This window comes from Micromonospora sp. NPDC005174 (genome assembly GCF_040608495.1).
GTDB lineage: Bacteria > Actinomycetota > Actinomycetes > Mycobacteriales > Micromonosporaceae > Micromonospora.
Genome location: NZ_JBEXIJ010000012.1, coordinates 24457 through 48084, shown reverse-complemented (window position 1 = coordinate 48084; position 23628 = coordinate 24457). Strand labels below are relative to the sequence as shown.

Here is a 23628-nt window from a genome sequence, read left to right as displayed (position 1 = left end):
CGGCGCAGGGGAGGTGGGTCGGTCAGAACTCCTCGTACACCGCGGGGTCTTGATCTGACAGCCGCCCGGCCGGGCGGCCCAGCGCCGTGATGGCCTCGACCTGCGCGTCGGTGAGCGCGAGGTCGAAGACGGCCAGGTTCTCGACCTGCCGCTGCGGCGACGCGGCCTTGGGCAGCGGGATCACCTGGCGGGCCACGTGCCAGGCCAGGATCGTCTGGGCGGTGCTGACGCCGTGCGCGGCCGCGATCTCGGCGATCACCGGGTGCTGTCGCAGGTCGTTGCCGTGGCCGAGCGGGCTCCACCCCTGCACCAGGATGCCGTGCTCCCGGTGGTAGTCCAGCGCCTCCTGCTGCGGGAAGTACGGGTGCACCTCGATCTGGTTGACCACCGGGGCGACCCCGGTCTCGGCGACCAGCCGGTCGATGTGCTCGGGCAGGAAGTTGGAAAGCCCGATGTGCCGCACCAGACCCCGCTCGCGCGCCTCGATCAACGCCCGCCACGCCTGCACATACCTGTCGACCTTGGGGTTCGGCCAGTGGATCAGGTACAGGTCGATCCGGTCGAGGCCGGTGCGGAAGACACTCTCCTCGATGGTGGTCAGCGCCTCGTCGTAGTCGTGGTGCCGCCCCGGCAGCTTCGAGGTGACGACCAGTTCGTCGCGCACGTCGCCGGCCGCCCGGGCCGCCCGTCCCACCGCGCCCTCGTTCTCGTAGTTGACCGCCGAGTCGAGCAACCGGTAGCCCGCCCGGATCGCGTGCCCGATCGCCTCGGCACCCGCCGAACCGTTGAGCTGGTACGTGCCGAGTCCGATCGCCGGCAGGGCGGTGCCGTCGGCAGCGGTCAGGTGCGGGATGGTCATGATCGGGACCCTACCCGCACGATCGGCGCGTCATCGTCGGCTGGGTCAACTGTCGATGACCCGTAGGAAGACCGTGCCGCTGCCGGCATCGAGGTAGACGGTGCCGTTGTACTGTGCCGTCCGCACGTCCTCGGCGTACTTCTCACTGACCTGCCACGTGCCACCGGTGGGCAGGAACGGACGCAGCTCGGCGCTCAGCGACACTTCCCAGCCGGGTGGCGCGGGCTGCCACTCGTAGCCCTTGAGGATCGTGGCGATGGTGTCGGGTCGCAGCACGACCAGTGCCTCGATCTGTGTGTCGGTCGGGCCCGGTACGGAGACCCGGCTCTCGCCCCCGGCCGTTGCCGCCTGCCAGTGGGCTTCGACGAAGTCGCCGAGGCGCGGGAACCGTTTCGCGATCGGGTCTCTGTCGGTCTGGACCGGTGTCGGGCTCGCGCTGACGGTCCGATCTGGCGGCTCGTCGGTGCGGCCGTTGTCGGAGCACCCAGCGATCGTGACGACGAGCATCGTCGCCACCAGCCCGGCGCGAAGGTCAACCATCACGGTGCGCTCCTTGTCGAACCTCATGCAGCAGAAAGCGGTTCGATGCCCCAACCGGTTGCCTCTGGTCTGTTCACGATACTGAAGACACCATCGGGGCGTCGCGGATGGCGAGCGCGGCCTGGACGAGCGCGGCGTGGGTCAGTGTCTGGGGAAAGTTGCCGAGGTGGGCGCCCGTCGCCGGGTCCACCTCTTCGGCGTACAGGCCGAGGGGACTCGCGTGGTCGACCATGGCCTGGAACAGCTCGACGGCATCGCGGCGACGCCCGGTGCGGGCAAGGGCCTGAACGAGCCAGAACGAGCAGGGCAGGAACGCGCCCTCGGCGCCGGGGAGGCCGTCACGCCCCGGCGGGTAGCGGTAGAGCAGTGGACCCCCGGCGGACAGCCGTCCCGGATGGCGTCGATGGTGCCGCGTACCCGGGGTGACTCGGCCCGGTCCAGGCCGAGCAGCGGTAGGACGAGCAGCGCCGCGTCGAGGTCCGGGGAGCCGTAGGTGCGCACGTAGCTACCCGTCGTCGGGTCGAAGCCACGCGTCCGGACCTCGGCGGCGATGGCATCCCGGGATCGCTGCCAGCGTCGACGTTGACGGTCCGGCAGGGGGTGTGTGTCGGCGATGGCCAGAGCGCGGTCCAAGGCGAGCCAGCCCATCAGCTTGGAGTGGACGTGCTGGGCGGGTTCCCGCACCTCCCAGATGCCGGCGTCGGGCTCCGGCCAACACCGGGCGACCACGTCGGCGAACCCGCGTACCGCCCGCCACGTCTCGGTGTACAGGCGGTGTCCGGTCTGGGCGAACGCCCAGGCGGCGTCGATCACCCAGCCGTAGCCGTCGAGCTGGTGCTGGCCGGCGGCGGCGTTGCCCAGGCGTACCGGACGGCTGTCGAGGTAGCCGGGCCAACCGGGAAGTTCCCGTTCCGCCGGTACGTGCCGGCCATGCAGGGTGAGCAGCGCCGGCAGGCGCGGCCGTTGCAGCCGGCTGGCGTGCAGCAGCCAGGCGAGGAAGCCCTGGGCCTCGTCGGCCTTGCCGACGCTGAGGAAGGCGCTGATGCCGATGCTGGCGTCGCGGGGCCAGACGTAGCGGTAGTCCCAGTTACGTTCACCGCCGGGCTCCTCGGGCAGCGACGGGGTCGGCGCGGCCACCGGCGCTCCCGAGGGTGAGTAGGTGAGCAGCCGCATCGTGAGCAGGCTTCGTGCGACGTGCTCCCGGAACGGCACCCGCTCGTCGATCTCCGCGGTCCAGGCGCGCCAGCGGGCCTCGTCCTCGACGAGCAGGTCCCAGGCGGCCGTGGGCTCGACGTGGATCACCGGTTCGCGGTAGGCCACGGCCAGGACGAGGGTGACCGGACGACCCGGCCGGACCGTGACCGGCGTGGGTCGGCCCGGTTCGATCCTCAATGCGGGCGTGCTGTCCAGCGCAACCGCCAGTGCACCCCACTCACACACCAGGGTCTGCCGCCGGTGCTGGACCCGTGGCCTGCGGTGCCGTGCGCCCAGGCGGGGATCGAACTGCACCACGGCCTCGACCGCTGCCTGCTCGGCCGACAACCGTCGCACGATCAGTGTCGTGGGGAGCAGACACCCGCTGACCTCGGCCACCATCGCCTCGGTGAGGCGGAGCCGGCCGTCACCCACCGCCCACGTCGTCTCCAAGGTGGCGGTGTGCTGCCGGTACCGCCGTTCGACGACCGTGGCCGGCCCGGCCGGGCCGACCCGGAACGTCCCCGCGTCCGGGCCCCCGACCAGCCGGCCGAACAGTGGCTCACCGTCGAATCGCGGTACGCAGAGCCAGTCCATCGCGCCGTCGCTCGCGACCAGGGCGGCGGTACGCGTGTCGCCCAGCAGCCCGTAGTCGCTGATCGGTCGCTCACCAGTCACGGCGACCGCTCCTCGACGAGCGGCGGGTCACCTGGCTTGCAGTAGCAGTCCGAGAGCGACCCCGTAGACGACGTGGACGACAACCGTGACCAGGGGAGTCTGGACACCGTAGTTGAGGGCGAACAGCCCGGGCGGCTCCAACACCGCCGTGCTGGCCGGTCCCGCCCGCTGCGACGCCATGCGGGGGTGGACACCAGGAAGCAGCGGCAGGAGCACCGTCAGGGCGATCCCGACGTGCACGATCCCGAGCAGCGCTCCGATCCACCAGGTGGCGCGGTACAACAGGGTGAACGTGCCCGCGTACCCGAGGGCGAACCCCTGACCGACGCACAGGTGCAGGAAGAACCCGACGACCCGGGCCCGGTCGGGATCGGCGGTGACGAAGGTCCCGAGCACCAGGGGCAGGTCGAGCCGGGTGAGGCCGGCAAGCTGAGCGGTGATCATCGCCGCGGTGAGCAGCGCGGTGGCGACCAACCCGAACAACGCCCATCCGGCCCAGTCCATCTCAGCAGTCGTCGACGCCGCAGGCGTGCTCGATCATCGGTCCACCCTCCGGCTGAGCAGCGCGTATCCCACGGCCGGACGCCCACCCGGTGAGCGTCCGGTTTATCACCATAAGCCACCGGGGCCGTCGCGCTGACCTGCTCGCTCAGACTCTTGACGAGTTCGCCCCTGGGCCAGTAGCCAGGTCCTGCCACTGTCGTAGCCAGGGATGTCCACGTCAGGGGTACGGATCCCGCCGGCCCTCGCGCGCCACTGACGCTTCGTGCTGAGCTGATATCTTCCCGTGTTGTGGTGAGCGAACGCGAACTGTCTTCCATGGACGATGTGCTGACCGAGACACGCCGCGCGTTGGAGGCAGTGCGAAGCGGCCCGGAAACCACCACCGAGGACTCTCGGGAGGTCGCTGTCGGCCACGGCAGCGCCGCCGACGGGCTGGTCAGCGCCAGCGTCGCTGGCGATAGGCTCGACTCGCTCACGATCGATCCGCGACTGATGCGGACGCCCTCGGCGGAGCTGGCCGAGCATGTGATGGCCGCCGTCAACGAAGCGTTCGACGTCCTGCGAGAAGGCCAGCCCGCCGTCGGGCAGCCCGTCGACGTCGACGCCTTGGCGGGGAGCCTGCACGAGGTGCAGGACCGGTCGATCCGACAGATGGCCCAGATGAACCAGGCACTGCAGGACGTCGTGGCGCTGCTACGTGAGCCGCGTCGATGAGGCCGCTTGACGTCGATCCGGATCGCCTGCGGGAGGTCGGGGAGGCGGTGCGGACGGCGGCAGGCCAGCTTGGCGAACGGTGGCAGCAACTGCGGACGACGGCCGACGGAATGGGGGACATCTTCGGCACGGATGATGTCGGCGGCCTGATTGGCGTGTCCTACCAAGCCGCCAGCGGAGTCGCGGAGCGTTCGGTCACCTCGGTCCTCAACGCTCTGACCGGCTTCGGCGATGGCCTGATCCTGATGGGGAATGCCTACGACCAGGTCGAGGAAGACAACCGCGACCTTTTTCGTGCGTTCGGCTGACCCGCGATGGGGATCCAGATTCCGGGTGAGTTGTCTGGCCTGCTGAACGAACTCGGCTACGTCTGGCCGGAGAGCGATGAGGAACGACTCTTCGAGCTGGGCCAGGCGTGGATAGCGTTCGGAGCTGACGTCGACACCGTCTCGGCCGCTGCCAGTGAGGCCGCGGCGTTGCTCGGCGACAACCACGGGGAGGCGTTGGAAGCCTTCCGCGCTCAGTGGGCCCAGAGCGATTCGGCGTCCGAGGTTTTGCGGGGGATCGGTACGGGAGCGCGGGCAGTCGGAGCAGCGTTGTTGGTGTGTGCCATGGCGGTGCTCGCTCTGAAGATCAATGTGATCGTTCAGTTGACTCTGCTGGCCATCGCGATCGTCCAGGCCATCGCCGCGGCCGGGCCGACCCTGGGAGCCTCGTTGCTGGAGATACCCGTCTTCAAGAAGCTGATTGACATCGCTATCGACTTCCTGATCGGTCAAGCGCTGGAGATCGTCCTTGGGTAGGCGAGGCCGGAAGGCAGGAAGCGAGGCTGCCTCCGGCATCATCGCCAAGGCGGCCTCGGCATCGATGCGCGAAGCCAGGGAGGTCGGGCCGAAGGCCGCTGGCGACGCTACTGATGCGGCCCGAAGAGCTGTCCCCGGGCCCGCCGGGAAGATCTCTCTCAAGCCGCCTCATCCACGGCACAACCTCGACAGCATTCGACCCAAGAACCCCTCGAAGGAAGTCAACACGGTCGTCCTGCCCGGCACGGACGTCGCCAAGGACCTGGACGACATCGCAGCCGGTCGCGCCACCTGGGATCCAGATCGACAGCGTTACCAGGTCAACGGTCGTACCTACGCGGTCGAACCGAGCGGCACCGTCTTTCCCGAGGCGGGCCCCGGCCTGGCGCAGTTGAACCGCGCCGAGTACGGCGCCCTGAAGGAGTACATTGCCGCTGGCGGTGACATCGAGAAGGCAAGAGCCGCGATGGCCCGCAATCCGTTCCTCACCGAGGCCGCGCAGGAACGGGCGCTGGATGTTTTCCGCCATCACAAGAGCTACCGGGGGTAAGTGTTGCTCTACCAGATCCACTTCGAGAGGGAACTGCCTGCGGCCGCCCTTCGCCGCTTGCTCAGCGAGGAGTATGGAATCTCACCTGACGGCGTCTACGTCGGCCGGATCGTGGACCGGGAAGTCGACGACCCGAGGCCGGTCGCCATGTTGAATCCTCCCGACGACGATGAGGAATTTGGATGGATCCTGACCGGGGACACGGAACTCGCTGACGCTACCGGCCAGGGCGAGCGCGAGTTGGCGGCCGCTCTCGCCAAGACCTTCGGGGTGCGGGCGCTGGTCGACGACGGCAGCATCCATCCCGATCGGTGGCTGCTGGTCAGCACCGACGGCAGCAGTGGCCGGGTGGTCACCGACGAGGACGCTGCGGCCGACGGCGACCTACGGATCGTGCACGCCCTCGAATCGATCAGCGGCGAGCCGCAACTCGCCGTCGTACCGCCGCCGGACTGGGCCCGTGACTGGTGAAGGGCCGTGATGGTCGCCTCCGATGCGCCCTTCGACGGGGACGCCTTGCGGTCACGGCGTAATTGCCGGCCGGGTCGAGGACGCGGCGGTCAGCAGCGGATCGGTGCGTCGCTCGGCCTCGGGTAGGTTCATCGCCGTAGCCAGGAGGTTGGCAAGCCGGCGAGTGTCGTCCAACCCCTGCCCCTTGCCGGCCCAGTCGTCGAAGGTGAGCCGGATGTTTTCCTCGGTCGTGATGACATCCAGTACAGGGCCTCGCTTGTCACGTTCGCGGAACCGCACGTAGCGAAGGTCCGCGAGGGGGAATTCGCGCTCGATGATGCCCTGTTTGCGCACGGCGCCCTGTGCCGAGATGAAGAACCGTTCGGGTGTCACTCCGAGGTAGGCGTCGTCGCCGACGAGACGGTCGAGATTGACATCGGCGATGGCCAGCAGGGGTTGGTCGCCGGGCACTATCCAACGGAGGATTCGCAGCACCTCATCCGGCACCGCCTCGGGGAAGGCGGTGAGAGGTGGGTCCAGCGGAGCGGGTTGCGTGTAGACACGGTTGCGGAGAATCGCCACCCGCTCGGCCAGAGCCTCGGCCATGGCGACGGTGTCCCGGATGTTCTGACGCTTGGCGGTGAACGGCAGGCTCCGCTCGGCCGGGAGTTCGGCGATCAGACGGCACTGACGTTCAAGGTCGGTGAGGAGACCCGTGACCTCGTCCATGGCCTGGGTGTGATCGCGCTGGGTATCGGCGACCAACTCGGTCAGAAGCCGCTCGTTCTCGACGGCATGGGCCTCGTCGCGGCTGATGTGACTCGCTCGCAACACCTGAGAGCGATACCAGGACCACTCTGCCATCAGCATGCCGTGGGCGTCGGCGAGGATCTGCTCGACGTTCTTCTGGATGTGGGCACGGCGGCTCTGCCCGTCGGTGTCCAGCGCGTCGATGTGCCCGCGGACGAACGACCGGAAGAGCAGTCGTTGCTTGCGTAGGTCGGGGTCCCGGGTCGCGATGGCGGAGTAGATGTGGTCGTTGACGGTGCCGGCCGCCTGGGCCTCGCGCACGGCGCGCATCGTCGTCTCGTGCAGGCCGAGTAGCGTTGCCCACTGATCCTCATGGAGGGCACGAAGGACGTCACGAGTGAGTTCGACGTTCTCGTCGATACGACGTGAGATCGACGCCAGCTGCACCTGCAGCGCCAGCAGCGCGGCGGCCGGCCCGAGAGCCGAGAGTATGGAGGCGGTCTGTGCCCCCGTCACGGGCGCCCAGCGCACCGAGGCGGCGATCCTCCCCTTGCCCGTAACGAGCGACCCCAGGTTCCAACCGCCCGACGTCATCGGTCGCGCCATTTTGAGCGCCTGCAGCGTCGCGGGCGCCAGGCGCACCAGGCCGTGCGCGTTGACCGCGCTCTGCGCGCCCTGCGCCGCAAGATTGCCGAGGCCCGAGGCCAACGCCAGCTTGTCGGTCAGGCCCTTGTTCGCCTGAGTGCCCATCATCTCGAAGGGGATCACGTTGAAGCCGACCGGCGGCTGGTCCGCGAAGAGGACGGCCAACCCTGGCTCGATCTCGACCAGGCTGACTGTCGGTTCCGCGTCGGGGGAAGCGGTGGCGTCGGAAACGTCGTCAGCGGGCATGGATACCTTGTTCGCGGATCCATCGAACTCGGGCGGCATCGCACATCCTCCGTGATCGACAACAGCGGCATTACAGTACGTGTCTAGCTGCTCACGCCGACTCAACCGGAGCGGCACTTTCAAGCCCCGTAGTGTCCACAGACGAGTGACTGAACAGGTCTAGCCGCTCGGTTCAAGTCGGGCGAGGAGGGTGCTCACCTCGCTGTGTAGGCGACGCAACTCGGTCGCCGTGGGGGCCAACTCGTAGCAGTGGTGGTGCGTGGCGGCGGAGAGCGTCGTCCACGCGAACGCCACCCGGCGGGCGACCTCTGGGCCCGGACCGAGCCGGCCGCGCAGCATCAACTGCTTCGCGCGGCCCTGTCGGCAGGCCGCGACGGTCGGCTTTACCCGCCCCCAGTACGCGTCGACGCCACCTTCGAGGGCGAGTCGGATCAGGCAGGCGCAGGCCCGTGGCCACCAACCGGCGCTCAGGGCCGCAGCTCCGAGCAGACCGGCCCTACGCAGCAGTTCGTCGGCCGCCGCGAGGCAGCGCTGCGGCGATGGCGCGCTCACGACAGCGCCCCGGCGAGGAGACGGACGTCCGCGACCAGGCCGGGCAGGTCCGCCTGGTACGCGCCGTGCACCCCTTCCCGACACGCCTGGTACGCGTCGACGACCCGCCGCCCGTGTCGGCGGTGGAGCCAGCCGAGCACGTCACCGCCCTTCTCGGCGTCGTCGAACGCGGCCAGGGCGACGACGGTGGCCAGTCGACGCGACGCGCCCTCGATGGCCGACTCGATGTCGGCGTGCGGGACCCCGCGCGCTACCCGGGACCGCCAGACCGTCCGGTGGCAGGCGGCCTCCACCGCGGAGCGGCACAGCTCGGCCACCACCGGGCCGCGCACCTCGGCGGGGATCTCGTCGTTGCGCGACAGGGCGTGGGCGTCGTTCAGGTAGCGGGTCACCGGATCGGAGCCGGCCCGCAGCGTCACCACCGACCTCTCCGCCCGGGTCACCTCGATGATCCGAGCCCGGCCCAGGTCGAGCCGGCTCACCGCGTCCGGCAGACGGCTGTCATGCGTGAACACGACCACCTGCCGCTGCTCGGCCAACTCCGCGAGCACCCGGGCCAGGCCGTCCACCTTCGACGGATCCATGCTCTGCACCGGGTCGTCGACCACGATGAACCGGAACGGGCTCTTCGGGGCACAGCTGCGCGGCAGGAACGTGGCCAACCCGAGCGCCTGCATCTCACCCTGACTCATCACGCCCAGCGCGGTCCCGTTGTCGGCGCCATCCACGCTGACCGGGAAGACCACCCGCCGCCGGTTGTTGATCCCCTCCAGCGTCATCGCACCCAACTCGACGTTGCTCTCCTGCCGTAGCTGAGCCCAGATCCGCTGCGAATGCCCGGCGAAGGGCGCGATCCGCTCGTTGCGGATCTCCATAGCCGCCCCCTTCAGCCACGCGCGCGCGGCCTTCAACCGGGCCAGGGTCGCCTCCCGCGCCGCGAGCCCGCCGCCGGCGGCCACCCACTCGCGCACGTCGGCCGCCGCAGCCCGCCAGCCGGTGCCGCGCTGCCGCAGGAACCCTTCGGCGTACGCGCGGGCCGCGTCCGCCGCCAACACCACAGCCGGGTACCGCGCGGCCACGTGGGTCGGCCAGCGCGGCAGGCTCCCCGGGTACGCGTCGAAGCGCCGCCACGGCGTCGCGCAACACGCCGACCGAGGCCTCCGACCCCGGACCCTCGGGCACCGCCAGGTCGTCGATCAGGTGGTGCGCCTGCCGTAGCACGGCCGTCCGGCGGGTCATCGCCGTCTGGGCGGCGACGCTGCGCTGCCGCAGCTCGGTCACGGACTGCGCGGCGGCCGCACGCCATCCACCGTCAAGGGCGCCGGTGGCGCAGACCGGACACGGCCCGTCGCCCGCGTCCTCGTGCTGTTCGAGGGCGAGGCGGAGCAGTTCGGCGCTGCGCAACGCGGCCCGGGGCCGACCACCGTCGTACCGCGTCGCCTCGTCCGCCGCCTCCCGCAGCTGAGCGGCGAGCCGGGTCACCTCGTCGACCGGCGGCGGGTCGAGGTCGGCGAGTTCCCGGCCGAGCAGCACCTCCCGGTCGGTGGTCGCCTCGTCCGGCTCGTCGAGGACCGCCGCGACCGCGCCGAGGTCAACAGCTCCCCGGCCGCGCAGCAGTGCGGCGATCCGCTGGGCCCGCTCGTCGGTGATGTCGGCGAGCGCGTGGGCCAGGGCGGTGCGCTGTGCGCCTACCTCCTTGATGGTGGTGTCGTGCGGCCGGGCGGCGCATAGCAGACGCTGATCCGCGTCGGTGAGCGCGTCGAGCCCGAGGATCGCGAAGAGCGCGTCGAAGAGCTGGCTCTGCGTGCCGGAGGCGAGCTTGCCCAGTTCGGCCGCCGTGAGGAACGGCCGGTACAGCTCCAGCGGGCGGCCCAGCCCCAGCTCGTCGAGGCCCCCGTGCCGCCCGTGCGCGCTCGTGACCGTCACCTCGGCGTCGGTCAGACCCGCGTCGACCGGCCAGGCGCGGTGCACCCGGGTCGGCGTCGCCACCCCGTCGACCCGCAACTCCACGTCGACCCAGCACGGGTCCGGGTTGTGCAGGTTGCGCCACCCCGTACGCCAGACGCTCGTCTTGTCGGCCCACCGCGCGCTGTCACCGGTCAGGGCGAGCTCGACGGCCTCGGCGAAGCTGGACTTGCCGGATTCGTTACGGCCGACGACCAGCGTGAGGCCCGGACCGGGGTCGACCTGGAGGGTCCGCTCCGGGCCGACGCCGCGAAAGCCGGCGACGGTCACCGACTTCAACCAGATGTGCTCCGCCGAGTCGCCGCCGGTGGGGGAGCGGGGGTCGAGCCGGACCGGAGCGCCGGCGAGCGCGGCGTCCAGCTCCTCCTCGCTGGTGAGCGCGGCGAGGACCAGCTCGGCGGTCTCGGTCGGTACGTCAGCGGCGGCCAGCCGCTCGAAGATCAGCTCGATCACCGGTGGGGTGGTGCGGCTCGGCAGCGCCGACGTGCCGGCGCAGGTCTGGCGGGGGACAGGCATGGTCAACTCCAAACGCGTGGTCGCGGCGGGGTGGCCGGGGACGGCCACCCCGCGAGATGTGCGGCGGAAAGGGTGAAGCGCGGAGCGAAGGTCCTGATCCGGGACCTGTGGAGCTGATGTCGTAGACGGATCAGGCCGACGGGATGCCGACGACCTCGACCTCGACGCCCTCGTTGCGCAGGGACTTCATCGCCCGGTAGAGCGCGACCTGGGCGAAGGTGAACAGCGAGTTCACCGTGAGCGGCTTACCGGAGCCGAGGGCGATCGCGTAGATCACCTTGCGGGGCTGGAAGGCCGGGTCGATGACCCGTCCGGACGGCTGTCGCTTGACCATCTTGACGAGCGCGGTGCGGGCGTCAGCCTCGTACCGCAGTGCGTCGACCGACACCGCGCCCTGCGCGAAGAGATGACTCAGGGCCGCGCTGCCCGTGGCCCGCTTGACGTGGATCAGCTCGTTGTTCGGCCCGAGCAGGTCACAGGCCTCGATACGTCGGGGGTGCTGGCGGGTCCGCAGCAGCTTCCGGTCCAGCAGGGTCAGCCCGCAGACCCTCGCGGCGTGGGCGTTGTACGCCTCCTCGTCCGCCAGCTCAGCGGTCCAGGCGGGGAGCGCGAAGCTGGCCGGAACGGCCAGGACCTGCTCAATCTCGTCGCGGAGGAACTCCCGGTGCCGGTCGCCGATCTCGTACCAGCCGCCCTCGTGCAGCAGGAGCTGACTCTCACCGTGCGCGAGCTGCGCCGTGATCCATCGCGACGCGGCAGTGGAGCCGATCTCCTCCTGGCCGTCCTTATCGCCGTAGAGGGTGATGCGCCCAGTGCAGAGCGACGCCCACCGCTCGCCGTCCGGGACACCCTCGGTCTGCGCGAGGACGTCCGCCAACGTGAGCTCCGGCAGGCGCGCCGGACGGAGGCCGGACTTCGGCACCCGAAGCTTGTACGACCGGACGCGCTCGATCTCGCTGAAGACCCGGCCCGGCACGGCCAGCCCGACGTCCGCAGGATCCCGCAGCCTGAGCAGCCGGTCCAGCTGTTCCTCCACCTGGGACAGCCGGGGATCCCGCGCCGGCACCGGCCGGATCTGGGTGATGAACTCCAGGTCAGGGAAGGGCGCCTCCTGCTTGCGGACCCGGTCGATCTCCCTCAGGTCGGCGAGGAGGCTCGCGGGTTCGACACCCAGGTGGATGCGCAGGGCGTCACTGCCCTCGACCGGCGTGGCCCTACCCGTGGACCGGCAGGCGGTGAGGTTCGGGTTGAACGTCCGCCCGCAGACCTGGCCGACGATCTCGCCCCACTTGTCGATCCCGTACATCCGGATGTGCTGGCCGCCCGGAACCATGTTGCGGTCGACTCGGCCGGTGGTGCCGAACACCCGCCGGCGTACCTGCTTGATCTCGTCGGGGGCCAGCGAACGCACCGCGAAGCCGATCCCGAAGCCCGGATTGACCAGGTCCAGATCGACCATGTGACGACCCACGGTCCCGTAGGCGAGCGCGTAGACGTTGTCGTCCACCGCGACGAGCAGCGCGGCACCGCCACTGCTGAAACCGAGTTGGGTCTCCTCCCCGGTCAACCGGGCGAGCACCTCGCACCAGTCGGCGCGCTGACGCGGCACCGTCCCGTGCACCAGCAGCGCCGGGGCGCCGGCGACCAGGCGCTCCTCGATGAGGAAGTCGTGCTGCCGCACGTAGCGGTGGTTCACCGCGTCGTGCAGACCCTCGATGGTCGGCGTCATCCGTTCGAGCTGGTAGACCGACGTGAGATACGTGCCCTCCGCTCGCGCAGGCAGGTCGAGGTCGAAGAGGGTGGGCGTGTCGTCCGGCGGACGGGTGACGTCCCTGCGGACGACACGGCGGTTGGTTGGTCTGGTCGTGGTGGCTCTGGTCGTGGTCGGCTGGCTCGCACGGCGCACGTCGATCTCCTCGCGTTGAGAGTCGGGCTGGCGGTGGTGCGGGGGAGGGGTGCACCGAGGGCGGGCTTCGCGGGTCCCGCCCTCGGCGCGGGAGGTGGTCAGTGCCGCAACCAGTGCGGCGAAAGCAACGAAAGTAAAGCACCGCGTGAAAACACTGTCAACCACCATGTTGTCATCAACCGCATGCTGCCCTAGGGTCGTGTTGACTGGATGTCAACGAGGAGCAGGCATGTCACAGGTCACCGCTGCGGAGATCTCCCGCATGGCCGGCGTCAGCCGGGCGACGGTCAGCAACTGGCGTCGCCGCCACGCCGACTTCCCGTCACCCTCCGGCGGGACCGAGGCGAGTCCGGCGTACGACCTGGAGGCGGTCCGCTCCTGGCTCGGGGCGCGAGGTCAACTGCCGGCCGAAACGCCTGCGGAGGACCTGCGAGCCGCCCTGCGTGAACGGCCGGAGAAGGGTGAGCCGTTACGGCTGTTGCCGTTGGTGCTCGCCGCGCACCGGCTCGACCCCGCATACCTCGACCGGGCACTGGACCTGCCCGACCGGGATCTGATCCGGCGTGCCACCGACCTCACAGGCGATGCGGTGACGTACGGTGACGACGAGGCGCCGGTCCTGCGGGCGCTGCTGCGCTGCGTACGGGCAAGTGGCGCGCTCGTTGCCGCCGACCTTGTCGGCGAGCGGGGCATCGACGATGCGGCCACGACCGGCACGTACCGGACACCGACGGAGGTGGCGGATCTCATGGTCGATCTGCTGCCCGCCCTCGATCAACGTTTCCCCGCCGTCGTGTACGACCCGGCCTGCGGGGTCGGCGGGCTGCTTGCCGCGGCTGCCCGTCGTGGGGCTCGCCGACTGTACGGGCAGGATCTGCTGGCAGCTCAGGCGGCGCAGGCCGCGACCCGGCTCGGCCTGCAGTACGGCAAGGTGCGCGCCGACATCCGCGATGGGGACAGCCTGCGCGACGACGCGTTCCCCGACCTGGGAGCCGGCGGGGTGCTGTGTAACCCTCCGTACGGCAACCGCGACTGGGGTCAGGAGGTCCTCGCGTACGACCCGCGCTGGGTCTACGGTCTGCCACCGAAGGGCGAGCCGGAGCTGGCCTGGGTCCAACACTGTCTCGCCCATCTCGCACCCGGTGGTCGGGCCGTCCTTCTGATGCCTCCTGCTACCGCCGAACGCGCCTCCGGTCGCCGTATCCGAGCCGAGCTGGTGAAGAGTGGGGCTCTCCGCGCGGTCATCGCGCTGCCGGCCGGTGCCGCGCCACCCTCGCACATCGGTCTGAACCTGTGGGTTCTGATGCGACCGGGGGACGGCGCTCAGGCGGTCTCCGACACCGTGCTCTTCGTCGACGCCGCCGGGTCAGGACGACAGGGCTGGAAGTCCGTCCGTGAGGCCGCGCTCGGTGCCTGGTCGGCGTACGACGGCGGGGTGTTCGAAGCCGTGCCCTCGGTGGCGCGGGCGGTGCCGGTCGTCGATCTGCTCGCCGGGCCGACGGACCTCGCTCCGGCCCGGCACGTTCAGTCGGTGACGGTGGCGATCCGACCCGCGGACCACCTACGCCAGGTGCGGCGGAGGCACGCCGAGCTGCGACACGCGGCGGACGCGCTGATCGGTGTGACGCAGCGGAGTGAACTGTGGACCGCCGCCGGAAAACAGCCGCAGACCTGGCGTACGACGGCTGTCGCGGACCTGCTCCGAGGCGGGGCGCTGACGCTGCTGCGCGCGGTACCCGCTGGTCGAGCTGCCACCGTCGAGGCAGACGTCGAGATCCGTGCGGGGGATGTCATCCTGCCGGAGTTGTTCGCCCGGCCCTACCGCGCCCGCGTCGCCGCTGGCGTGGACGACGGCCGACCGCTGGGCCGGCAGCACCTCCTGCTGCGGCCCGACCCGCAGCGCCTGAACGCGTGGTTCATCGCGGGGTTCCTCAGCGCGGAGGAGAACGTCAACGCCGCCGCCACCGGAAGCACCATCGTGCGGGTCGACGTCCGCCGGTTGCAGGTGCCGGTCCTGACGCTGCCGGACCAGCAACGGTACGGGCGAGCGTTCCGCCAGGTGCAGGAGCTGCGCGACACGGCCGACACGGTGAGTCGACTCGCCGACGAGGCCGCCCACTCCCTCGGCATCGGCCTGACCGGCGGAGCGCTACGTCCACCGGACGAGGAGTAACCGTGACCGATCTTGGGCTGTCACCATTCGCGGTGACGTGACTACGGTGAGACCCCACGTGACTGAAATTCTGCTGGGCCCAGGGGCGGTTCCGCCCCCGACGAGTTGTGAAAGCGAGCTGTTGACGTGAGCACCCACCAGAGCCTGGCCAGCTTTATCTGGTCAGTCGCCGACCTGCTGCGCGGTGACTACAAGCAGTCGGAGTACGGCAAGGTGATCCTTCCGCTGACCGTGCTGCGCCGTTTGGACTGTGTCATGGCGCCGACCCGCAAGGCGGTGTGGGACCGCGATTCATCGCTGACGCTCACCAACAAGGACCAGTTGCTTCGGCTCGCGGCCGGTCTGCCGTTCTACAACACGTCCAAGCAGAGTTTCGACACGATCGGCGCGTCCGCCCCGGACGTAGCGAAGAATCTCAGGGACTACATCAACGGCTTCTCGCCGAACGCCCGCGAGATCGTCGACAAGTACGACTTCCATACCCAGATCGCCCGCCTGCATTCGGCCAAGCTGCTCTATCCGGTCGTGCAGAAGTTCCGGGACATCAACCTCAGCCCGGAGCGCGTCGACAACCACCAGATGGGTTACGTCTTCGAGGAGCTGATTCGGCGCTTCTCCGAAATTTCGAACGAGACCGCCGGTGAGCACTTCACGCCACGCGAGGTCATCAAGCTGATGGTGAACCTGCTCATCGGCCCGGACAGCGGGCACCTCACCGGCGCCCCGGTGATCAACGTGCTGGACCCGGCCTGCGGCACGGGCGGAATGCTCTCGGCGGCGGAGGAGATCATCTCGTCGCTCAACCCGAGGGCGGCGGTGCGCCTCTTCGGCCAGGAGCTGAACGCCGAGTCGTACGCCATCTGCCGCTCGGACATGATGCTCAAGGGCCAGGATCCGTCGAACATCCACCTGGGCAACTCGTTCAGCGACGACGGCCACGAGGGCCAACGGTTCGACTACCTCCTGGCCAACCCGCCCTTCGGGGTGGAGTGGAAGAAGGTCAAGGACGAGGTCGACGCCGAGGCCACGCTTGGGCACGCCGGCCGGTTCGGGGCCGGCCTGCCGCGCATCAACGACGGCTCGTTCCTCTTCCTCCAGCACATGATCTCCAAGATGGAGCCGCCGGAGAAGGGCGGATCCCGCATTGCCATCGTCTTAAACGGCTCGCCGCTGTTCACCGGCGCGGCCGAGTCCGGCGAGTCGAACATCCGCCGCTGGATCCTGGAGAACGATCTGCTCGAAGGCATCGTCGGCCTGCCCGACCAGCTCTTCTACAACACCGGCATCTCCACTTACTTCTGGATCCTGTCCAACCGGAAGGCGGAGAACCTCAAACGCAAGGTGATCCTGCTCGACGCCCGGGACCAGTGGGTCAAGATGCGCAAGAGCCTCGGTGACAAGCGCAAGATGATCTCCGAGGACCAGGTCACCCACATCACCCGGCTCTACGGTCAGGCCCTCACCATCGCGTCGGGCGAGTCGCACCCGGACCACGGCAAGGTCAAGGTCTTCCAGACCACCGACTTCGGCTACCAGCGGATCACCGTGGAACGGCCACTGAAGCTCCGCTTCGAGATCACCGAGGAGACGCTCGCCGCGCTCGCGGAGAGCAAACCCCTTTCCCGGTACTCGCACCGCGACGAGCTGATCGGCGCGTTCAAGCCACTGCTCGGCACGGTGTGGCGCACGAAGGCCGAAGCCAAGGACGCGCTCCTTGCGGCGGCGGTCGCCGGCGGTGCGCTGTGGCCGACCGGTGCTCCCGCGAAGGCCATCATGGACAGCGTCTCCATCAGTGAGCCGGACGGGGAAGTGCAGAAGATCAAGGGCGAGGTCGTCCCGGACGCGGACCTGCGAGACTTCGAGAATGTGCCGCTCGCCGAAGACATCCACGAGTACTTCGACCGCGAGGTCCGCCCGCACGTCCCAGAAGCGTGGATCGACGAAAACAAGACGAAGATCGGGTACGAGATTCCGTTCACCCGCCACTTCTACGTCTACAAGCCACCACGACCGTTGGCCGAGATCGACGCCGAACTTCGGGAGCTGGAATCTCAGATTCAAGCGTTGCTGAGCGAGGTGACCGGCGGAGATGCGTGACACCTTTAAATGGGATTCCCGTCGTGCGCGGCATGTGATGCGACGGATTGACGTGCGCGGCGTCGGCGCCCCGCTTGCGTCTGCTACGAAGACCGGCGTTTCCCTGCGCGAAGACCTCGACTTTTCCGTATGGAACCCTGACTCGAACGTCTCAAACTACAAGCTCGTCGAGCCCGACGACTTCGTAATCGGACTTCGGTCCTTCCAACACGGGATTTCCCACTCCGAAGTGAGGGGGATTGTCAGTCCCGCCTATCATGTCCTTCGTTGTCTCGACGGCCTCGAACCTCGGTACTACAAGTACTACTTCAGGTCTCAACTGCTGATCTCGAAGTTGGCGAACATCACCCAGGGCATACGCCAGGGCCAGAGCATCGACATGGACGCGTTTGCCGATGTGCGATTGCCGGTTCCTCCGCTTCGAGAACAGCAGCGAATCGCCGACTTTCTCGACGCCGAAACCGCACGCATTGAGGCGCTCGGCGTGGCGCGCTCGCGGCATTTGGAGCTCCTGCGCGAGCTCTCGGTGGCCCGTGTGACATCGGCTTTCAAGCTTGGCTCGGACGTTCCCGGCGTGAGGCTCGGATATCTGGCTACGATTCAGACAGGCGTCACCGTTGATGCCTCTCGTGCGTCGGGAAGCGACGACGTGACTCGGCCGTATTTGCGGGTGGCGAATGTCCAAGCCGGATACGTCGATCTCAACGAAGTCGCCGAGATCGTGGTGCCTAGGCGCCTGGCTGCTGGTTCCAGCTTGCAGACGGGTGATGTTCTCATGACTGAAGGGGGTGATCTCGACAAGTTGGGGCGTGGAACAGTCTGGGAAGGCCAAATCGACGGATGCCTACATCAGAACCATGTTTTCGCGGTTAGAGTGAACAAACGTTTACTCGACGCTCATTACCTGGCCCTCTTGACTCGAACAGTGCCCGCGCGCGTGCACTTCGAGAGCACCGGAAGTAAGACGACGAATCTTGCATCGACAAGCAGTAGCAAGATTCGTGACCTGCGCGTTCCGCTTCCGCCTGTCCGCAGGCAACAGGCCGTTGTGGCCGAAGTGGACGAGGCCCTGGCAGCCATCGGCGAAGTGGTGTCAGCGGTGCAGCGGCAGCGCCACCTGTTGGCAGAGCGGAAGCAGGCACTGATCACGGCGGCGGTCACTGGGCAGTTCGATGTGACGACCGGGAGGGGAGCGGACCTGTCGTGAGCGCTCATGTCTACAAGGAGCAGGCGTTCGAGGCGACGATCGAGGCCGAACTCCTCGCGAACGGCTGGCACCGAGGGCTGTCCAACGGCTACCGCCCCGACCTTGGCCTTGACACCGGCGAGCTGGATACCTTCATCGGGGCGACCCAGAAGAAGGAGTTCGACCGGCTCATCACCGCCTACGGCGACCTGGTCACCGCGCAGCGGGAGTTCGCGAAGCGTGTCGCGGTCGAGATCGACAAGCGGGGCGCGCTCGACGTGCTCCGCAGCGGGGTGAAGGACCGAGGCGTCACGATTCAGCTCTGCTACTTCCGGCCCGGTCACACTCTTGCGGTCGGCGCGCTCGACGAGTACCAGGCGAACCGGCTCACCGTGGTCCGGCAGTTGCGCTACTCGGCGAAGACGGCCGACGAGCTGGACCTGGGCCTGTTCGTCAACGGCATCCCGGTCGCCACGGCGGAGTTGAAGAACACGCTGACCGGGCAGGACGTCGAGGACGCGAAGCGCCAGTACCGCACGGATCGCGACGCCAAGGAGCTGATCTTCGCGCGGCGTACCCTCGTGCACTTCGCCGTTGACCCGCACCTGGTCTTCCTGACGACGCGGCTTGCCGGGGAGCAGACCCGGTTTTTGCCCTTCAACGTGGGCTCGAACGGACCGGGGGTGTCCGGGGGTGCGGGAAACCCGCCCGCGCCCGGCGACGGCTACCAGACCTCCTACCTGTGGCGGCAGGTGTGGCAGGGGGACAACTTCCTCGAACTGCTGCAGCGGTTCGTGCACGTCGAGGTGCCGAGGAAGGGCAAGGCGGCCCCCCACGCTAGCCCGCTGATTTTCCCGCGCTACCACCAGTGGCACGCGGTGCGGCGGATGGTCGAGCACGCCTCGGACCACGGTGCGGGTCACAACTACCTGGTCGAGCATTCGGCCGGTTCGGGTAAGTCGAACACCATCGCCTGGCTGGCGCACCGGCTGTCCACCCTGCACGACGCGGACAACCAACCGGTCTTCGAGAAGGCCATCGTCATCACCGACCGGGTGGTGCTGGACCGGCAGTTGCAGGACACGATCTACCAGTTCGACCACGTGGCCGGAGTGGTCAAGAAAATCGACGAGGACTCCCAGCAGCTCGCCGACGCCCTCACCGGCTCGGCCGCCCGCGTCATCATCACGACCTTGCAGAAGTTCCCGTTCGTGCTGGACAAGGTCGCCAAGCTGGGCCAGCGCCGGTACGCGGTCATCATCGACGAGGCGCACTCGTCGCAGTCGGGGGAGTCGGCGAACGCGTTGAAGAAGGCGCTCGGTCGGCTCGGCTCGGACGACATCGACGCCGACGGCGACCTGCTGACCGCCTCCGCCCTGGCACGGGGTAAACACGCCAACCTGTCCTACTTCGCCTTCACCGCCACGCCGAAGCAGAAGACGCTGGAGCTGTTCGGCACCCGCAACCCCGGAACCGGCCAGATGGAGCCGTTCCACGTCTACTCGATGCGCCAGGCCATCGAGGAGGGCTTCATCCTCGACGTGCTGCGCAACTACATCACGTACGAAGCGCGGTGGCGGCTGGCCAGCGCGGCGGTCGAGGCCGTGGAGGCCGCCGACCCCGAGGTCGACCCGAAAAAGGCCAAGGCCAAGCTGGTACGGGCGGCAGAGCTGCACCCCGAGTCGCAGGACCAACGGGCGCAGATCATCATCGACCACTTCCGCACCGAGGTCAGCGAGCGCATCGGCGAGCGGGCCAAGGCGATGGTGGTGACCCGCTCCCGTGAGCACGCGCTGCGGCTCTACCAGGCGATGCGCAAGTATCTCGACAAGCGTGGTGTCACAGACTGCGCCCCGATCGTGGCGTTCTCCGGCACGCTCACCCTCGACGGCATCGACTACTCCGAGTCGAAGCTCAACGGGTTCTCCGAGGCGGCCCTGCCGGACGCGTTCGCGTACACGAAGGTCGGCGATCCTCACGCCACGGCCCGCAACCAGACCGAATACCGGATACTGGTCGTCGCCGAGAAATACCAGACGGGCTTCGACCAGCCGCTGCTCGCCGCGATGTACGTCGACAAGCCGCTCGCCAGCGTCGCAGCAGTCCAGACCCTCTCCCGCCTGAACCGCATCCACCCGGACAAGACGCAGGACGACGTCTTCGTGCTCGACTTCGCCAACAAGGCCGAAGACATCCAGAAGTGGTTCAAGCCGTATTTCGAGACCACCATCACCGAGCCGACCGACCCGAACCTGCTCTACGACAAGCAGCGCGAGGTGATGGACTTTCAACTGCTCGTCGAGTCGGAGATGGACGCCTTCGCCCGAGCCCTGCTCGCCGCCGATCAGCCCTCGATGACCGCCGGGCAACTGGAGAAGGCGCACGCCGCGCTCTACCGGTTCCTTGAGCCGGCGGTTGACCGGTTCGACCACCTGGCCAAGGACGACCGGGACCGCGCCGAGGAGTTCCGCTCGTCGGTGAGCGACTACGTCCGGGCGTACGGCTTCCTGGCCCAGGTCGTCGGGTACGGCGACGAGGACCTCGAACGGCTCTACCTGTACGGCCGTTTCCTGCTCCGACGGCTACCCAGCGAGCCGGGCGCGGGCGTCGACATCGGTGCGGCGACGCTGAGTCACCTGCGCATCCGCAAGCGCGCTGAGGAGGACCTGTCGCTGCAACCGTCCGGCGCGCACCTCATCCCCGGCTTCTCGCCGGACGGCGGCGCCTCCCGGCAGGTCGAGGAGAAGCCGCTCAGCGAGGTGATCGAGGAGCTGAACGAGCGCTTCGGCTACGACCTCAGCTCGTCCGACCAGATCCTGCTCGTGCAGCAGATCATCTCACTGGCTGAGGACGAGAAGATGCAACAGGTCGCGCTCAACAACGACATCGAACGGTTCGGTCAGGTGGCCGACCCAGAGCTGGACAACATTGTGGCTCGGAACCATGATCGCAACACAACCTTCGTCGGCCGGTACTTCGACAACCCGGAGTTCCAGGCCGCCGTCAAGGCGGAGGCCCGGCGTCGGGCGTACGGGCTGATCCTGAGCCCGTCTCGCGCCGAAGCCCTGCGCAAGCTCCGCAGTCAGGTCTCCGGGGCGAACGAGAAGAGTGCGACAGCGACCAGAGGCGAGTGACGATTCGGGGGAACGCGCGCGGTGAGCGACGTGACACCGGCTGAGGAGTGGGTCTTCGCGGACCGGTACCGCGTCGACGCGCCGATCGGCACCGGCGGCATGGGTGTCGTCTGGAGCGGCTACGACCGGCATCTTGACCGCCGCGTGGCGATCAAGCTGATGCGGAACGGGCCCGGCCCGGCGGTGACCTTCGGCAGTGCGGAGAGCGCGGCGTTCAACGAGGCGGTGGCGGCGGACCGGGAGCGGTTCCTGCGAGAGATCCGCACGACCGCCCGCCTCGAACTCGCCGGCATCCCCGCGGTGTACGACTTCGGGATCGAGGAGTCGAGCGGCCGCATCTACCTGGTGATGCAGCTCGTGTACGGGCAGACGCTCGCGGAGCTCATCGCCTCCCGGACCTACGCCGCGGACCCGTGGCCGATCACCTGGGCAGTCGCCATCGCCGCCCAGGTGGCGGCCACCCTCGTCGACGTGCACCGGGTCGACGTCGTCCACCGCGACATCAAGCCCACGAACCTCATGGTCAGCGACGGGGGAGTGGTCAAGGTCCTCGACTTCGGGGTGGCCATCCTGCGCGGTGCGAGCGCCCTCCCGCGACTGACCCAGGTCGGTCTGACCGTCGGCAGTCCGCCCTACATGCCGCCGGAACAGGCCCTGGGCAACCCCGTTGGGCCGGCAAGCGACGTCTATGCGCTGGGGTGCGTCCTGTACGAGGCCCTCACCGGGCGGGTGCCGTTCGTGGAGACGACTGGCCGCTCGTACCAGGACCACCACGTCAACACCCCGGCGCCGACGGCGCGGGCACTGCGCGCCGACGTGCCGTCCGACCTCGACAACCTGGTCGCGCGAATGCTGGCGAAGCGGCCCGCGGACCGCCCCTCGGCGGAGGACGTCTACGAGACGCTGCTCCCGATCGCCGCCCAGCCCGGTCCCGCCGGACCGGGCGGCAACCGTGACCCGCGTCGTCCCTTCCTCCGCCCCCTCGCGCCCGCGCCACGCCAGCGGGGAGCCGCCCCCGCCCCGAAACCGACGTCGACCACCGCAGCGCCGCTGAGCGTTGACGAGGCGATCGAGATCCAGCAGCAGGTTGGCGAGCTGGTCCAGGATTCGCAGTTCCAGCAGGCGATCGACCTGCTGGACGAGGCGGTGGGCCGGGCCGCCGCCGAGCCGGCGCTGAAGCTGGAGATGCAGGTGGCTCTGGCATCGACGCTGTGGTTCGCCGACGAGTTCAGTCGGGTGGCAGCCGTCCTCGACGAGATCCTCCCCAAGGTCGACGGTGGGGACGAACTGACCGTTCTCCACTACTACTCGGGCGTCAGTCACGCCGAGATCGGCAACATCGACGAGGCCGTCAAGCAGCTCACCGACTTCCTCGCCCTCGCCGAGCCGTACGACCCCCTGCACCGGGACGCCACCTACCGCCTCGGCATGATGCTGCCCGCGGTAGGGCGCACCAGCGAGGGCCTTCGGCACCTCGTGGCACTTCGGCCGGCCCTCGTCGCCGAGTACGGGTTGGGCTCCGCCCACGTCCGGACTTTGGACAGGCGGATCGCCCAGATCCGGCGTGGACCCGACCTCTAGCAGAGACCGCAGCGTCGGGCGTCTTCCTGCCGTGCGTCTCGAACCCTCGCCCGAGGTAATTCGCCCAGCCAGCACGGAAAGAAGTGTCTCTGGGCAGAACGCGTCAGTGCCCTGCGCCCCCATCGGGCGACGCAGCCCCGACAGCCCGTAGCGCACGGCTCTCACTCCCCTGCGACTCGGAAGCGACGCCCCGATGCCCTCGGAAGCGCGGCAGCACGAGCATCGTCGCAACCGGTCAGCAGGGCCTGGGCCTCCCGCCAGTGCTGCCCGGCCTCCTCGAAGTGGCCTGCCTTTGTCATCGCGGCTGCCAGGTGATCCAGCGTCAGAGTGAGTTGCCAACCGTCTCCGAGCTGCAGCTGCCTCGCCGAACTGCTCGACCGGGAGTCGCACCGCTATGTGAGTTTCGGCGGTGAGCTAAGAGCTCGGCGGTCGCAGGTCGAGGCGACCCTCGCGGAGGGCGCTGGCGGTGTCGCCAACTTCGTCTCCGGTGACGTACACGGGCCGGTGGTACAGGCGCGTCATGTCCACGGAGGTGTGCATCTTGGTGACCGTCATGTCGCATACCTGACCGTCGAGCGGGCGGTG

At 68.8% G+C, this 23628-nt stretch carries 20 protein-coding genes and 1 pseudogene; 10 read left to right on the top strand and 11 right to left on the bottom strand.

Going from position 1 to position 23628, the window contains the following annotated elements; genetic code table 11:
* Nucleotides 1-22: 22 nt before the first annotated feature.
* From ABZU91_RS15720 to ABZU91_RS15700, 5 genes and pseudogenes are all read right to left on the bottom strand, one after another.
* Complete coding sequence (locus ABZU91_RS15720) at nt 23-859, bottom strand: aldo/keto reductase (protein ID WP_355239974.1); 837 nt, start codon at nt 857-859, stop codon at nt 23-25.
* A 45-nt stretch (nt 860-904) separates the two neighbouring features.
* Nucleotides 905-1399 (bottom strand): hypothetical protein, encoded by a 495-nt coding sequence (locus ABZU91_RS15715; protein ID WP_355240295.1) that lies wholly within the window; start codon nt 1397-1399, stop codon nt 905-907.
* A 73-nt stretch (nt 1400-1472) separates the two neighbouring features.
* Complete coding sequence (locus tag ABZU91_RS15710; protein ID WP_355240292.1) at nt 1473-1709, bottom strand: glycoside hydrolase family 15 protein; 237 nt, start codon at nt 1707-1709, stop codon at nt 1473-1475.
* 89 nt (nt 1710-1798) lie between these two features.
* Nucleotides 1799-3271: pseudogene (locus ABZU91_RS15705) on the bottom strand (glycoside hydrolase family 15 protein); the annotation flags it as partial.
* Between the two features lie 27 nt (nt 3272-3298).
* The gene (locus tag ABZU91_RS15700; protein ID WP_355239971.1) at nt 3299-3775 is read right to left on the bottom strand and encodes a hypothetical protein; all 477 of its coding nucleotides are present in this window, start codon (nt 3773-3775) and stop codon (nt 3299-3301) included.
* A 291-nt stretch (nt 3776-4066) separates the two neighbouring features.
* On the opposite strand from ABZU91_RS15700, the gene ABZU91_RS15695 reads away from it, so the two are divergent.
* Genes ABZU91_RS15695 through ABZU91_RS15675 form a run of 5 tightly spaced genes read left to right on the top strand, consistent with a single transcriptional unit; the run spans nt 4067 to nt 6313 of the window.
* Nucleotides 4067-4489 (top strand): YbaB/EbfC family nucleoid-associated protein, encoded by a 423-nt coding sequence (locus ABZU91_RS15695; protein WP_355239968.1) that lies wholly within the window; start codon nt 4067-4069, stop codon nt 4487-4489.
* Complete coding sequence (locus ABZU91_RS15690; protein ID WP_355239965.1) at nt 4486-4797, top strand: hypothetical protein; 312 nt, start codon at nt 4486-4488, stop codon at nt 4795-4797. The genes ABZU91_RS15695 and ABZU91_RS15690 overlap by 4 nt, the downstream gene beginning before the upstream one ends.
* A 6-nt stretch (nt 4798-4803) precedes the next feature.
* On the top strand, nt 4804-5292 hold the full coding sequence (locus ABZU91_RS15685) for a hypothetical protein (RefSeq protein ID WP_355239962.1): 489 nt from the start codon (nt 4804-4806) through the stop codon (nt 5290-5292).
* Nucleotides 5285-5842: a hypothetical protein gene (locus tag ABZU91_RS15680; protein WP_355239959.1), complete on the top strand. Its 558-nt coding sequence runs from the start codon at nt 5285-5287 to the stop codon at nt 5840-5842. The genes ABZU91_RS15685 and ABZU91_RS15680 overlap by 8 nt, the downstream gene beginning before the upstream one ends.
* A complete protein-coding gene (locus tag ABZU91_RS15675) occupies nt 5843-6313 on the top strand; it encodes a hypothetical protein (protein WP_355239957.1) in 471 nt (156 codons plus the stop codon). It begins immediately after the preceding gene.
* 51 nt (nt 6314-6364) lie between these two features.
* Here the strand turns inward: ABZU91_RS15675 and ABZU91_RS15670 are convergent, their stop codons facing one another.
* From ABZU91_RS15670 to ABZU91_RS15650, 5 genes are all read right to left on the bottom strand, one after another.
* Entirely contained in the window at nt 6365-7972 is a 1608-nt protein-coding gene (locus tag ABZU91_RS15670) for a hypothetical protein (protein ID WP_355239954.1), read from the bottom strand.
* Between the two features lie 120 nt (nt 7973-8092).
* On the bottom strand, nt 8093-8485 hold the full coding sequence (locus tag ABZU91_RS15665) for a hypothetical protein (RefSeq protein ID WP_355239951.1): 393 nt from the start codon (nt 8483-8485) through the stop codon (nt 8093-8095).
* Nucleotides 8482-9264: an AAA family ATPase gene (locus ABZU91_RS15660; protein ID WP_355239948.1), complete on the bottom strand. Its 783-nt coding sequence runs from the start codon at nt 9262-9264 to the stop codon at nt 8482-8484. Before ABZU91_RS15660 ends, ABZU91_RS15665 begins: the two co-directional genes overlap by 4 nt.
* On the bottom strand, nt 9164-10966 hold the full coding sequence (locus tag ABZU91_RS15655) for an ATP-binding protein (RefSeq protein ID WP_355239945.1): 1803 nt from the start codon (nt 10964-10966) through the stop codon (nt 9164-9166). The genes ABZU91_RS15660 and ABZU91_RS15655 overlap by 101 nt, the downstream gene beginning before the upstream one ends.
* Before the next feature lie 130 nt (nt 10967-11096).
* The gene (locus ABZU91_RS15650; protein WP_355239942.1) at nt 11097-12872 is read right to left on the bottom strand and encodes a DUF6119 family protein; all 1776 of its coding nucleotides are present in this window, start codon (nt 12870-12872) and stop codon (nt 11097-11099) included.
* Nucleotides 12873-13101: 229 nt separating this feature from the next.
* Between ABZU91_RS15650 and ABZU91_RS15645 the strand changes: the two genes are divergently transcribed.
* The 5 genes from ABZU91_RS15645 to ABZU91_RS15625 all read left to right on the top strand — a co-directional run bounded on the left by ABZU91_RS15645 (nt 13102) and on the right by ABZU91_RS15625 (nt 23043).
* Nucleotides 13102-15045 (top strand): N-6 DNA methylase, encoded by a 1944-nt coding sequence (locus ABZU91_RS15645; protein ID WP_355239939.1) that lies wholly within the window; start codon nt 13102-13104, stop codon nt 15043-15045.
* A 126-nt stretch (nt 15046-15171) separates the two neighbouring features.
* On the top strand, nt 15172-17142 hold the full coding sequence (locus ABZU91_RS15640) for a class I SAM-dependent DNA methyltransferase (RefSeq protein WP_355239936.1): 1971 nt from the start codon (nt 15172-15174) through the stop codon (nt 17140-17142).
* Nucleotides 17135-18349, top strand: a complete 1215-nt coding sequence (locus ABZU91_RS15635; protein WP_355239933.1) for a restriction endonuclease subunit S — start codon at nt 17135-17137, stop codon at nt 18347-18349. Before ABZU91_RS15640 ends, ABZU91_RS15635 begins: the two co-directional genes overlap by 8 nt.
* The gene (locus tag ABZU91_RS15630; RefSeq protein ID WP_355239931.1) at nt 18346-21462 is read left to right on the top strand and encodes a DEAD/DEAH box helicase family protein; all 3117 of its coding nucleotides are present in this window, start codon (nt 18346-18348) and stop codon (nt 21460-21462) included. Before ABZU91_RS15635 ends, ABZU91_RS15630 begins: the two co-directional genes overlap by 4 nt.
* A gap of 21 nt (nt 21463-21483) precedes the next feature.
* Nucleotides 21484-23043 (top strand): serine/threonine-protein kinase, encoded by a 1560-nt coding sequence (locus tag ABZU91_RS15625; RefSeq protein WP_355239928.1) that lies wholly within the window; start codon nt 21484-21486, stop codon nt 23041-23043.
* Nucleotides 23044-23457: 414 nt separating this feature from the next.
* Here the strand turns inward: ABZU91_RS15625 and ABZU91_RS15620 are convergent, their stop codons facing one another.
* The gene (locus tag ABZU91_RS15620; RefSeq protein ID WP_355239925.1) at nt 23458-23598 is read right to left on the bottom strand and encodes a hypothetical protein; all 141 of its coding nucleotides are present in this window, start codon (nt 23596-23598) and stop codon (nt 23458-23460) included.
* Nucleotides 23599-23628: the final 30 nt, after the last annotated feature.